Below are 12,162 nucleotides of genomic sequence, written 5' to 3'. Positions count from 1 at the left end.
GAGCACGCAGTTGAAAGTCATGGCTATGACGATCAGTGTTCACACGTTAACGATGTGCGTCCTCGCGGTTGATGCGAAGGTCAAGGAGCTGCAAGAGCAAATCGAAGCCGCAGAAGATCCCGAGATCTCCCATCTGGAAGAGGAATTACTTTCCTATTCCAAAGCGAAGATGGAGTTGAAGCGGCTGTATATCGACGAACAGAAGACCTCAAAGAATCTGCTTCCCTATGAGGAGCTTCTGGAGTAGCTCGATACGGTATGGAGCAGTTGCGGGTTGGGGCGTAAAACCTAACGTAGCGATACGAGTCGGTGGGCTAACAACATGTCTCACATCAGCGGTTTGACATTGATGATGGCGATACAAGCCGTCCATTCGAAGATCAACGACATCGAGGAGCAGCTCGGTGCGCATGATGCGTCCGGCGCCGGCGACCTGGAGCGGCTTCTCCTGAGCTATGAGAGAGCCTTGCAGGAGCTTCGAGATGGTTATGAAGAAATACAGCGAACCACGAGCCATCTGCCTCCCTACCAGAAACTGGTGAATCACTGAGCATCGGGTCACGCGCAAGACATTTACAGGCAGTGCACATATTTTCAGCCTTCTCTCCATAACCGGACAGAAGCATCCAAAACTTCAGGGGTAGTCGTCATGGCGGAAATCAGTCGTAGTGCACTGTTCGGTAAGCTCAACAAGCTCGCCTATCGTGGTATCGAAAGCGCCACCGTGTTCTGCAAGCTTCGTGGCAATCCTTATGTCGAGCTGGTGCATTGGATTCACCAGATCCTGCAGTTGCAGGATTCGGATCTGCACCGCATCGTCAAACAGTTCAACGTCAATCCATCCAACTTGGCGCGCGACGTCACCGAAGCACTGGACCGCCTGCCGCGCGGTTCCAGCTCCATCTCCGACCTGTCGAGCGATGTGGAAGAAGCCGTCGAGCGCGCCTGGGTATTCGCCACGTTGATGTTCGGCGAGGCGCAGGTACGCAGCGGCTATCTCATTTTCGGTGCATTGCGCACGCGCCACTTGCGTAACACCTTGCTCAACATCTCCAAGGAATTCGAGAAGGTCAAGCCGGAAACCTTGGCGGAGAAGTTTGCCGAAGTGGTCAGCGGCTCACCAGAGGACGGGCAGAGTGCCAACGACGGTTTCCGCATCGGCAGCGCTGCAGTACCGGGCGAGGCCAGCGGGGCGATGCCGCCGGCGCAGATGGGCAAGCAGGAAGCGTTACGCCAATTCACGGTTGACCTCACAGCACAAGCACGCGATGGCAAGATCGACCCCATCGTCGGACGCGACGAAGAAATCCGCCAGGTGGTCGACATCTTGATGCGCCGCCGCCAGAACAACCCAATGCTGGTTGGCGAAGCCGGCGTGGGCAAGACCGCCGTGGTGGAAGGTTTCGCGCTGCGGATCGTTGCTGGTGATGTGCCGCCGCAGTTGAAAGATGTGGAGCTACGCACGCTCGACGTCGGCCTGCTGCAGGCCGGCGCAAGCATGAAAGGCGAATTCGAAAACCGCCTGCGCCAGGTGATCGAGGAAGTGCAGTCCTCGCCCAAGCCGATCATTCTTTTTATCGACGAAGCCCACACGCTGGTTGGCGCTGGTGGCGCAGCGGGCACAGGCGATGCCGCCAATCTGCTGAAACCAGCACTTGCACGCGGCAACCTGCGCACGGTCGGCGCCACCACCTGGGCCGAATACAAAAAGCACATCGAGAAAGACCCCGCCCTTACGCGCCGCTTCCAGACTGTGCAAGTAGACGAGCCCAGCGAAGAAAAGGGCATCCTGATGATGCGTGGCGTCGCCAGCGTGATGGAAAAGCACCACCGCGTGCAGATCCTCGATGAAGCGCTGGAAGCTGCGGTCAAGCTTTCGCATCGCTACATCCCCGCGCGCCAGCTGCCGGACAAAGCAGTGAGCTTGCTCGATACGGCTTGCGCACGCGTTGCCATCAGCCAGCACGCCGTGCCGCCGGAAGTGGACGACACGCGCAAGCGCATTCAAGCACTGGAAACGGAACTTGGGATTATTGCCCGCGAAAAGACCGTAGGCGTAAATGTGGCCGAGCGTGAATCCGTTGCCAACGAAAAGCTTGCCGATCAAAAAGCGCGACTGGAAAAACTCGAAGCCAACTGGCAGGCCGAGAAGGCGCTGGTCGAAAAGATCCTTATCATTCGCGCCAAGCTGCGCGGCGATCATTCCCCGGTGGAAGGCACCGGTAGCAAGCTTGAAAAAGCCGCAGCCGCCGAAGCAGAAGCTGCCCATGTGCCGGAAGAACTCAGCGATACCGAACGCGCTGCGTTGCTCGAAGAGCTGCACGGACTGCAGGCGCAACTCGCCGAACTGCAAGGTGAGCATCCGTTGATCCTGCCCACCGTCGATTACACCGCCGTAGGTTCGGTAGTGGCGGATTGGACCGGCATTCCGGTCGGTCGCATGGTGAAGAGCGAGCTGGAAACGGTGATGAACTTGGCCAGGCTCATGGGTCAGCGCGTGATCGGCCAGGACCACGCCATGGAAATGATCGCCAAGCGCATCCAAACCTCGCGCGCAGGCCTCGACAACCCCAACAAGCCGATCGGCGTCTTCATGCTCGCCGGCACCTCCGGCGTCGGCAAAACCGAAACCGCCATCGCATTGGCCGAGGCACTCTACGGCGGCGAGCAAAACCTCATCACTATCAACATGAGCGAATTCCAGGAAGCGCACACCGTTTCCACGCTCAAAGGCGCACCTCCCGGCTACGTCGGCTACGGTGAAGGCGGCGTACTCACCGAAGCAGTGCGTCGTAAACCGTATAGCGTGGTGCTGTTGGACGAAGTGGAAAAAGCGCATCCCGACGTACACGAAATCTTCTTCCAGGTGTTCGACAAGGGCATGATGGAAGACGGCGAGGGTCGCCAGATCGACTTCAAGAACACCTTGATTCTGCTTACCACCAATGCCGGCACCGAGCTGATCGCCAGCATGTGCAAGGACCCAGACTTGATGCCCGAACCCGATGGCATGGCGAAGGCCCTGCGCGAACCCCTGCTGAAAATCTTCCCGCCCGCGTTGCTGGGACGTCTGGTGACGATTCCCTATTACCCACTTAGTGAAGCCATGCTGGGCGAAATCGTGAAATTGCAGCTCGGCCGCATCAAGAAGCGCATCGAGACGCGCTACAAGATTCCGTTTGAGTACAACGACGACGTAGTGAAGCTGGTGGTAAGCCGTTGTACCGAGAGCGAGTCGGGCGGTCGCATGATCGATGCGATTTTGACTAACACGATGTTGCCGGACGTAAGTCGCGAGTTCCTTATGCGGATGATCGAAGGCAAGGCGGTTGCAGGAGTGAATGTAAGAGTTAAAGGTCAGGATTTTGAGTACGGGTTTGCTTGAGAATCACCCTGAGAATAGGGTCAGGGTGATTTTTGAAAAGGAGTCTGACCCCTTTGTTCGGGAAACGGGCTCGAGACCTTTTTTCAGGCGAAAATCCACAAATTGGAGAAATTCCAGTGGCGATCAATACTGAAGGCTTTCGCGTAAAAAACGGATCATGGAAATCAGAGGCGAGTCAGTCCGTTGCCAAACAGGGTAAGCAAACACATTCGGAGATAGTCGTTTACAACGCATTGGGGCAGAAGAACGCAGGCGGACCATTTCTGATTAAGCAGGATGCCTTCCCTTGCTCCGAATGCGACGGAAAATTCACTGGCCAGAGCATCTCGGTTGTGTTCAAAATTACGGCGAATAATGGATCGTACTCGGCCGATCACGGATTGGGGCAAGTAATGGGTGCCCACCAATTTCCGTATTACATTTGGTACCACGGAGGCACCAAGACAGCGGGTACTAATCAGGCAGCTCCTGCAGGCTTTCCGGCCATTCCGAATGTTGCAAACGTTTGAGTTATTAACAGCAAATGCCGTGGATATGGTCTTCCAGAGTTACCCCATAACAAGATAAATGGGGGCGGAATGTTCTTCTCGAAGATGCTGGGCGAAACAGTGGATGCTATGGCATTTGAGAAGCGAAACTGACCCCGTTCCTGGCTTGTGCTCCCACGACAGACGCGATGCGTAGGTTCGCGCTAGCGATAAATGGACCGATAGGCACCGCGCCAAATATTCATGCCGGCTCGTGGTCCAGGCTTTGATGCTCAAGAATTGAGAGATCTATTGACGGCTTGTCTAGCAAAGAAGGGTGACAGATATGACCATGTTGCAACTTGATGCGATGATTAATCCATCAAACGGAGGCATTCCTACTGCGCAGGACTTTGAAAATCAAATTGGAACACAGGCGACGCCTGCCATTTTGTCAGCGCTAATCCCTGCAGGGACCCTGAATTCCTATGTGCCCGGGCCTCGCACAGAGAGGGGGTTCAAGTACGAGTGGGTTTCTGCTGGTATTCAATGGAGGGTGTGGGGGCATAGTGCTGTTACAAATGCGCCCGTGGGTACGATTGCAGCGAAGGAGTGGACCTTCCGGGTGCAGCAAGGCAACAAATTTCTTACTCCAATTGCGTTTGGCACTGGCCAAGGTGGTCTGGGACCAGCAAGTCGATGGTTTGGAGGTCAACATGCCGAAAAGACTCATATCCTTTTGGAACATAATTGACTGCCGGAACTAGGGTCGGATTCATTAGGAATCTAGGGAATGGAATATGATCGATTGGTCAAAAAATTTATAACCGAATATACAGCTGCACGAAGTTCTGTCGCTAAGATCGGCAGTTTCGAAAAAAGCTGGCAATCGCTAGTCATGCGATTGGAAAAGGTAATGGGGGCCAATGGTTTCGAGGCAGCCGAGGAGCCGGCATTAAACGAGTTGCGCGGCAACATCACCAAAGGTCCAAGTCAGACCAGGCATTCTGAAGACAAGGGCATTTTGCAGGCAGCGAAAGGCTGGGTCGACGGTGATACGGGTAGTATCGACACCGAGACTAAAAAGTGCGCTGCCAGCCTGAAATTTCTGAGGCACATCTACCTACAGAATAAAGCGGGTAATCGGCGGGTATGGGTTTTTTCACTACCTGTGGAATTTACCGACTGGCCGAGCAGGTTCCTTGAAACGCACGCGTCCACCGCTGGCGCTGTCAAGCGGCTGCTGGCGGCGAAGGATGAACACTTCACCGATCAACAGCGGCGTTATCTCGGCAATTCGACCCAGCAGGCGATTGCCTGGTGCCAAAAAGTGAGCATACTGCTAGCCAATGCTTCCGCTAGCGGCAGTTCAGTCCAGGGCGAGCGGACCAAGGCACGTGACATGGTGCGGAGATGGTTCGCCGAATCTGGTCTGTCCGATGCCGCTCTCGATACGCATATTGCAACATTGAGCAGGGGCTTCAAGGACATCATTGCCACGCTCAATAAAGGCCATTTCGTGGTGACAGACTGGGTTCCATTTCGAGGAACTACGGACGTGGATGAGGCGGGTTTTCTGGCATCTGAAGCATTTACATTTCGGAACAAACACGAGGGCATGGATGTCGTGTATATCGAAAGCAATTTCTTTACAGACGATCCTGGTGGAGTGGTTCACGGCCAAGCTAACTGGACAAGAATCATTGTCCATGAATTGTCCCATCTGATATGTGGCACGCTGGATGTGAAGAATGGCCAGGATCGTTATGCCTGGTATGGTATTGGCCCGCACGCTGGGTATCCCATAACAGATTGTGTGCGCAATGCAGACAACTGGGCATTCTTTGCTGCTGACTGTGGCGGTGCGTTGACCGATGCAGAACGTAACAAGGCACTGAGGGTGATCTGACATGCGTATACATAAGGCTGCGCTGATTGCGATAGTGGTGGCCTTTGCGTGCACAGACCACGCATCAGCATCGCTCATTTCGGACGCAACAGCTCATGTGGCACAGGATGTTGCGCATTCATACGCAAATACTTCGCAAGAGACCACGACGATGAACGACGATATGCCTAGCCCTAGCCGTCCATCCGCCCCTGTGGTGGCTCCGATCCTACATAAGGGCGTCCGCTATGAGCAGGACATGCAGAGCTACAGCCATGGTGGAACTCAGTCCGGCGGTTATTTGGTCGCTATAGACCCGAAATCCGGTGAACGGCTGTGGATGCTTAAAGTTTATGAAGTCCCTAGTCAGGATGCTGCTGGTGTCAGTACGCCAGGCCGTTATTTCCGCACTATGCGACTTCTGCCTGAGCGGGACGAAATCGAGATTGAGAACGAGGCTGGTGGGAAGTACATCGTCGATCTAAAGCAGCGGACTTCAACTTGGATATCTGGGCCTGATTCAGTGCATAAGTGAATCAGAAAAAACGGTCGGAGTGTATTTTGTGATTTTCAGCCATTTCCGCGTTCGCCGGGATTAGAGAGGCTGACGCAATGGCAGTTTGAGTTTCCGTGACTGAAGTCCGTTCGACGAATGAAAGCAGGTGATTGGGGGCAGGGTGAATTTTTAGGAGCATTGGATACGTCCGGACGTCAACCAGTCAGTGCGAGGAGGTTTATATGCCATCCCACAAGAAAGGTGAAACACATTCTAAGACGCTCGTGAGAAAGGCGAGGTCCCACGGTGCACGATTTCGCTCGAACCTGGTCAACTTGAACACCCTGGAGCGAAAAAAAGTCAGCTGGCTGTCCAAGTCTATTCTTTACAAGATGGGGGTTCCGGCAAAACCCAAATGGGGCTCAATCTGTCCTAGCTGTGGCAAAAAGGGCGACTCGTTCGAGCTGGATCATATGGGGCCATGGCGTCAGTACATTGCCGCGGTCGCCGGGCCGCATATTTCAAAGGGCGGCATCATCAAGATTCGGCACGTACGAATGCTTTATAACGATCCACACAACCTTTGGTGGATCTGCAAAAAGTGCAATGGCAAGAAGAGTGATTTCATATCCGAAGATGGTTCGGTACCGATGTCTGGCGTAAAAGGAAGGAACGTCAAGCTTAAGAGCATCATCGGGTAGCAGGAAAATGGGGTTGGTTTTACAACTGCAATTGTTCGGTGGCTACGATTCGATCCATGTCTAGGAGGACGCCAAAATGCCGATGAAACCTGCTGGACAAGTGCTGGCTTTGCTAAGAACGCAGCCCGCGACTGCTTGCGCGGCGTGGGGATTCATGTGCCGTGGCGCGCCACTCAACAGCGCGCTGGGCGGCAATTGCACTCTGACGTGCACGACCAACGATGGCGTTTATTTGATCGATGTCGCCGACGGCGGCGGGACCGACTGGTTCATCCCTTTCGCATCAGGCGCGGCGCGATACTGCGATGTGCCCAGCGGGCAGCCGAACGGAACGCTGGTAGTGACTTTCCCGATGAACGGTTGCGCGCTTGAAGTGCATCCGACCGCTGCCGGCAATCGGTTTTACCACGACTCCGACGGAAAACACATGCCGGTGCTCGCGTCTGCTGCGAAATGCAGGGTAGAAGCCGACATGTATGAAGGTCCGGGTGCGAAAGCCATGAGCACGCTCAGCCGCTTCCCCGACCGCCGCGATCACGACATCGTCGGCCAGAATTTTGAGCACACCATTATTTGCGTTAAAGACGGCGCGTACTGGAACGTCTACCAGACCGCTGTGGTGACGACGATGAATAAGTCTACCGGCGCGCGCAGCTCCTGGCAGATCAAGGACGGCCCACCGGTTCACCTGGGCGTATTCGGCGATTGATGGTGATTGAGAGCGGTGAGTTTTAGGCGGGTTTTAAAAGGAAGCAGTGGTCAGGATGCTGGTAGATGTAACAGCACAGAAATTATATGTTTTTTGTTTGCGTCTTTTGGGTTGAGGTCACGCTATGCACTTCAAGCCATGGCTGGTTTATTTGGTGATCGGCTTTTTAGGCCTGGTCCCGTTGCTGATGGCTATGCTGGCAGGTGCTGTGGCGAACTGCACGAAGTGCCAACTGAGCGAGGCAGGCGTTGGTCCATGCGTGATCGCGGGGAAGGACGTAGGGAAGATGCTGTACGCGATGTTCGTTAGCGGCTGGTTTTCGTTGATAACCTTGCCTGCTGCTCTTTTAGCTACGCTGATTTATTCGGTTTACTTGCTGGTTGGGCGGTAAGGAAGCCTTGGAAAAGCCGGCTAAGACCTGTCGAAACGGCGTCATCATCTTCATGCAAAAATGGTTTGGTAACGATGAGTCGTTATTAGTAACAAAGGATTGGAGCTTTTTGAGCTTACAGATGACTGGAGATATTCATGCAACCCGCAGCCCGCCTCACCGACATGCATACCTGCCCAATGACCACCGGGCCAGTGCCCCACGTCGGCGGCCCGATCGCATCACCTGGTGCGCCTACCGTATTGGTCGGCGGCCTGCCTGTCGCATGCGTGGGTGACATAGCGGTATGCGTGGGTCCGCCTGATGCGATCGCCATGGGTTCGCCGAAGGTTCTGGCTGGCGGTCGACCTGTCGCGCGCCTGGGTGACAGCACCGTGCACGGCGGCGTGATCGTGCTGGGATGTTTCAAAGTGTTGATCGGTTGAAGGGCGAACTGCGATGCGAAAACAGCGGGTGATGTCGCGTTCGGCCTGGAAAGTTTTGCTTATTGTTTTGGTGTTTTCGTTGTCGGGCTTGTCAGAGGGATGTGCGATGGGTGCGTTCGATCGTCTGGTTCTTTTTTCTGAAGTGCATGGCACGGTGTTGAAGGACGGCAAGCCTGTGGAAGGCGCCGAGCTGATCGAAAAAGTGGTGTGGTCGGATGACGAGAATGAAATTCCTCAGCAGCATGCGGTAAGCGATGCCAAGGGGGCTTTCTCGTTTCCGTCCATTGAGCGTAAGGCGGGTTTGCTTAGATTGATTCCGGCGCAGCCGACGATACAGCAGACCATTACGATCAAGTATCAAGGCGTTGAGTACACCGCTTGGCTGCACGGCAAGACTTCCTACAACGCCAACACAGAGCTCGACGGTAAGCCCCTCAATCTGGTTTGTGAGCTGACTCGCCAGCCAGATTACGAGGGCAAGCATTACGGCATTTGCAAAGCCGTGTGAGACACGGCTCCTTAAATTCTTTCAGGGGATAACGATGGCCATGGAACTTTCTCCGATACAGGCGGCCGAGATTGCCGATAGCACCTACCAAGTGCGCCTGAGTTCAAATATGCGGTTTGCCGAGGCAGCGGCGCCGAGTGCGCGAGAATCTTTCGACATTGCCGGTGGCGCCCATGTGGTGGGAAGCACTGGCATGGGTGTGATCGAACAGCAGACGGGCTTCGGCTACGTGGCTTGGGGGAAAGGGCCTCGCCAAGGCGAGTGCCTGGTTACCGTGCGCGGTACGTATCCCAAGAGTGGCTACGACTGGCTGAGCAACGTGCGTATGGGCGGCATTATCGGGCCTAGCGGTTACATTGTTCATACCGGCTTCTGGCGTGCTGCGCAATCTGTTCTGCCGCAGATCACGGAACAGTTGCGAGGGCGTAATCCTTCTGCGCTGCACGTCGTTGGCCACAGTCTTGGCGGCGCGATGGCCACCTTGATTGCCGACAGCTTGAGCGGCATGGGCAGCAAAGTACGGCTGTATACGTTCGGTGCGCCACGTTCCGGTTTGGAGGGACATGCCGAATACCTCACCGGCCGATTGGGCGAGCAGGATATTTACCGTTGCTATCACGATACCGATCCGGTGCCGATGGTGCCGATCTTTCCGTATTTTCATGTGCCCTATGGCAGCAATGCCTATCGCCTGAAGGGGCCGGGCAAGTTGATAAGCATTGAAGCGCATTCGATGCCCGACGCATACGAAAAGTCCGTGGCGGGCTGCACCTGGTCTTCTCTGCCAGTGATCCTGCCCAAGCACAGCAGCTTCGAGAAGGCGAGTGAATGGCTTGCGGATGCGGCGAAGGATAGCGGGCCCTTCATCATGCGCTCGGCTACTGCGCTGCAATTGATTTTGTCCGCATTGGATTGGATTCTTAAGCAGGTGCGCAGCGCTCCGGCTAATGTATTGGGCGTGGGTTTGTTCGCCGGTACAACGGTGCTCGACACCCTTGCACGCCTGCTTTACAGCGGCGCATTGCAATCGATTCGCTTGGCGGAGGCCATCCGCAACATGATGTCGGCGGCGATGCGGTTTATGGGGCGCGCTATCGTATCAACGGTCGAGATCACAGTGGGATTCATTGAATACGTACTTGGCTTGTTGTTCCGCTTCCTGTCGGCGATGGCAAGGCGCGCGTTGGATATGTTCTCCTAAGGGCGGGTGATGGGCTTGAAGAGAGACCACGCGCGTATGTCTGCTCAGCGGTCTGCTGCTGCAGTGGCTACGGACTATCGTGCCGTCCTGAAACAAGCCATGCAGTCACACCAGGCCGACGACTTGGACACCGCCGAACGCCTGTACCGCGAAGTGCTGGATCTTCGGGCGGCCCAGCCCGACGCCATGCACTATCTGGGCGTGCTATGCCATCAGCGCGGGTGCAGCGACGAAGCTGTGCGCTTGATCGAAGCTGCGCTGAAAATCACGCCGAAGCATCCGGATGCACACAACAACCTTGGCAATATTCACAAGGAATGCGGGCGTCTGGCTGAAGCGGAGCGCTGCTACAAGAAGGCGCTGGCGTGCGGGCCAAAGCACTACAACGCGCAGAACAATCTTGCGGTAGTACTTGAGGCGCAAGAGCGGCTGGGTGAGGCGTTCGAGGCATACGCGAAGTTGCTGCAGCAAGCGCCGAAGTTTGCGCAAGGGCATTATCTGATGGGCACGTTCCTGCGCAATAACGCGCAGAGCGTGGAGCATGTCGAACAATCCGTGGAATGTTTTCGCACGGCTTATGCGTTGGACTCGCGCAATGTGCGTGCGCTGGAAGGATTAGGTGTTTCGCTGTATGCGCTGCATCGGCAAGAAGAGGCGGCACAGGTGTACCGCGACTGGTTGATACGCGAGCCGGAGCATCCCGTGCCTCGCCATATGCTTGCTGCCTGTGGTGGTGCGGAAGCTCCGTCGCGCGCGGGTGATGACTACGTGCGCAAGGTATTCGATGGGTTTGCCGATAGTTTCGATGAGCAACTGCTAAAGAATCTCAACTATCGTGCACCACAGGTCCTGGCGGAGGCCTTGGGCAAGGAGCTTACTCTAGCGGACGGTACGCTGGATATTCTGGACGCCGGTTGCGGTACTGGGCTTTGCGCTCCTTTGCTGCGTCCTTATGCGCAACGCCTGACGGGCGTTGATCTTTCCGGCGGCATGGTTGAAAAAGCACGCCAGCGCGGAGGCTACGACGAACTGGAGGTGGCCGAGCTCACGGCTTTTCTTCAGTCGCATCCGCAGATTTACGACGTGCTGTTTTCCGCCGACACCCTGGTGTATTTCGGTGAGTTGCAAGAGGTGCTCAACGAAGCGTGCGCTGCATTACGGCCGGGCGGCTGGCTGGCTTTTACTCTCGAGGCGGCAGAGGGCGGTGAAGATAGGGTGGATCTCACGCCAAGTGGCCGCTATCAGCACACGCGGGGTTATGTGGAGCGCGTATTGGCATCAGCCGGTTTCGCACAGGTGCGCGTCAGTTCAGACACCTTGCGCAAGGAAAGTGGCCAACCGGTAGTGGGCTGGGTTGTGTTGGCTCAGCGTCCGGCGTTGAGTACGCTGCGCTAACCCAATCTGCGACGGTCGTTCCAGCTCACTCGGCTGCGCTGAGTTTGCGTGTTCATGAGCCGTGGCAGCCGTCTTCGGTGCCACCGTTAAATGGATCGTTCGGATCACATTTCAGATATTTGCCGACTTCATCCAAATTGCCTTGCACTTTGCTTGTGCATACAACCTTGTGCTCGACTTGGTCCTTGCCCTGCGCGATGACACCGGTATAGCGATCTCCATGGGAATGGCGCAGGTCGAATATTTGGTAGTGATAGCTTCCGTGGGTGAAATTCAAGTCGGAACTGTCGTCGTTGCCTTCAACGTCGCGGGCGTACGCCATAGTCGAGGTGCCTTTCGACGCATCTTCAGGATAACGTAGCTCGACCCTGGATGGCCGTCCAAAACGATATTGCAAGGCATTCGGCAGCGCGCCGCACAGACTGAGGATCTTGTGATTCTCGGTTTCGCAGCTCAGATACGTCTTTTCCGTGGCGGTGCACAAACTAGCCGGTGGTGGAGCGTCCGCCGCGAAGGAGGGGGCGTTCAGGCATGAGAGTAGGGTCGTTGTGAGAGCGAACACCAGATTCAGTTTGCGCATGGCCAAAGGAGTATGG

General features: G+C 55.6%; 14 protein-coding genes and 1 pseudogene. 14 read left to right on the top strand and 1 reads right to left on the bottom strand.

Annotated features, from left to right (window positions below):
• The first annotated feature begins 19 nt into the window (after positions 1-19).
• The 14 genes and pseudogenes from QQJ86_RS00800 (at position 20) to QQJ86_RS00735 (ending at position 11,566) form a co-directional block, all read left to right on the top strand.
• Entirely contained in the window at positions 20-247 is a 228-nt protein-coding gene (locus QQJ86_RS00800) for a Tsi2 family anti-toxin (RefSeq protein WP_284318989.1), read from the top strand.
• A gap of 75 nt (positions 248-322) precedes the next feature.
• Positions 323-550, top strand: a complete 228-nt coding sequence (locus QQJ86_RS00795) for a Tsi2 family anti-toxin (RefSeq protein ID WP_284318988.1) — start codon at positions 323-325, stop codon at positions 548-550.
• A 99-nt stretch (positions 551-649) separates the two neighbouring features.
• A pseudogene (tssH, locus tag QQJ86_RS00790) lies at positions 650-3,305 on the top strand (type VI secretion system ATPase TssH); the annotation flags it as partial.
• A 133-nt stretch (positions 3,306-3,438) separates the two neighbouring features.
• Positions 3,439-3,894, top strand: a complete 456-nt coding sequence (locus QQJ86_RS00785) for a hypothetical protein (protein ID WP_284318986.1) — start codon at positions 3,439-3,441, stop codon at positions 3,892-3,894.
• Positions 3,895-4,198: 304 nt separating this feature from the next.
• Positions 4,199-4,606, top strand: coding sequence for a polymorphic toxin type 30 domain-containing protein (locus QQJ86_RS00780; RefSeq protein ID WP_284318985.1), 408 nt, complete (start codon positions 4,199-4,201; stop codon positions 4,604-4,606).
• Between the two features lie 39 nt (positions 4,607-4,645).
• Entirely contained in the window at positions 4,646-5,761 is a 1,116-nt protein-coding gene (locus QQJ86_RS00775) for a M35 family metallo-endopeptidase (protein WP_284318984.1), read from the top strand.
• Between the two features lies 1 nt (position 5,762).
• Positions 5,763-6,275 carry a hypothetical protein gene (locus QQJ86_RS00770; protein WP_284318983.1) on the top strand — a complete coding sequence of 171 codons (513 nt, stop codon included), beginning with the start codon at positions 5,763-5,765 and terminating at the stop codon, positions 6,273-6,275.
• 203 nt (positions 6,276-6,478) lie between these two features.
• A complete protein-coding gene (locus tag QQJ86_RS00765) occupies positions 6,479-6,937 on the top strand; it encodes a hypothetical protein (RefSeq protein ID WP_284318982.1) in 459 nt (152 codons plus the stop codon).
• 232 nt (positions 6,938-7,169) lie between these two features.
• Complete coding sequence (locus tag QQJ86_RS00760; RefSeq protein WP_284318981.1) at positions 7,170-7,646, top strand: hypothetical protein; 477 nt, start codon at positions 7,170-7,172, stop codon at positions 7,644-7,646.
• 124 nt (positions 7,647-7,770) lie between these two features.
• Entirely contained in the window at positions 7,771-8,037 is a 267-nt protein-coding gene (locus QQJ86_RS00755; protein WP_284318980.1) for a hypothetical protein, read from the top strand.
• Between the two features lie 137 nt (positions 8,038-8,174).
• Positions 8,175-8,462, top strand: coding sequence for a PAAR domain-containing protein (locus QQJ86_RS00750; RefSeq protein WP_284318979.1), 288 nt, complete (start codon positions 8,175-8,177; stop codon positions 8,460-8,462).
• A gap of 31 nt (positions 8,463-8,493) precedes the next feature.
• A complete protein-coding gene (locus QQJ86_RS00745; protein ID WP_284318978.1) occupies positions 8,494-8,970 on the top strand; it encodes a DUF6795 domain-containing protein in 477 nt (158 codons plus the stop codon).
• Positions 8,971-9,010: 40 nt separating this feature from the next.
• Entirely contained in the window at positions 9,011-10,171 is a 1,161-nt protein-coding gene (locus QQJ86_RS00740) for a lipase family protein (protein ID WP_284318977.1), read from the top strand.
• Between the two features lie 99 nt (positions 10,172-10,270).
• A complete protein-coding gene (locus QQJ86_RS00735) occupies positions 10,271-11,566 on the top strand; it encodes a tetratricopeptide repeat protein (RefSeq protein WP_284318976.1) in 1,296 nt (431 codons plus the stop codon).
• A 52-nt stretch (positions 11,567-11,618) separates the two neighbouring features.
• Here QQJ86_RS00735 and QQJ86_RS00730 read toward each other — a convergent pair whose 3' ends face one another.
• Positions 11,619-12,146 (bottom strand): hypothetical protein, encoded by a 528-nt coding sequence (locus QQJ86_RS00730; protein ID WP_284318975.1) that lies wholly within the window; start codon positions 12,144-12,146, stop codon positions 11,619-11,621.
• Positions 12,147-12,162 lie beyond the last annotated feature (16 nt).

The sequence above is a fragment of the Dyella acidisoli genome (genome assembly GCF_030160295.1).
GTDB lineage: Bacteria > Pseudomonadota > Gammaproteobacteria > Xanthomonadales > Rhodanobacteraceae > Dyella_B > Dyella_B acidisoli.
This window is presented reverse-complemented; position numbering and strand designations above follow the sequence as displayed.

Bases quoted from the DNA above. Each gene is read 5' to 3' on its own strand.
- QQJ86_RS00780 (WP_284318985.1), top strand. From the start codon at position 4,199: ATGACCATGTTGCAACTTGATGCGATGATTAATCCATCAAACGGAGGC.
- QQJ86_RS00750 (WP_284318979.1), top strand. From the start codon at position 8,175: ATGCAACCCGCAGCCCGCCTCACCGACATGCATACCTGCCCAATGACC.
- QQJ86_RS00795 (WP_284318988.1), top strand. From the start codon at position 323: ATGTCTCACATCAGCGGTTTGACATTGATGATGGCGATACAAGCCGTC.
- QQJ86_RS00770 (WP_284318983.1), top strand. From the start codon at position 5,763: ATGCGTATACATAAGGCTGCGCTGATTGCGATAGTGGTGGCCTTTGCG.
- QQJ86_RS00735 (WP_284318976.1), top strand. From the start codon at position 10,271: ATGCAGTCACACCAGGCCGACGACTTGGACACCGCCGAACGCCTGTAC.
- QQJ86_RS00765 (WP_284318982.1), top strand. From the start codon at position 6,479: ATGCCATCCCACAAGAAAGGTGAAACACATTCTAAGACGCTCGTGAGA.
- QQJ86_RS00755 (WP_284318980.1), top strand. From the start codon at position 7,771: ATGCACTTCAAGCCATGGCTGGTTTATTTGGTGATCGGCTTTTTAGGC.
- QQJ86_RS00775 (WP_284318984.1), top strand. From the start codon at position 4,646: ATGGAATATGATCGATTGGTCAAAAAATTTATAACCGAATATACAGCT.
- QQJ86_RS00745 (WP_284318978.1), top strand. From the start codon at position 8,494: ATGTCGCGTTCGGCCTGGAAAGTTTTGCTTATTGTTTTGGTGTTTTCG.
- QQJ86_RS00740 (WP_284318977.1), top strand. From the start codon at position 9,011: ATGGAACTTTCTCCGATACAGGCGGCCGAGATTGCCGATAGCACCTAC.
- QQJ86_RS00730 (WP_284318975.1), bottom strand. From the start codon at position 12,146: ATGCGCAAACTGAATCTGGTGTTCGCTCTCACAACGACCCTACTCTCA.
- QQJ86_RS00800 (WP_284318989.1), top strand. From the start codon at position 20: ATGGCTATGACGATCAGTGTTCACACGTTAACGATGTGCGTCCTCGCG.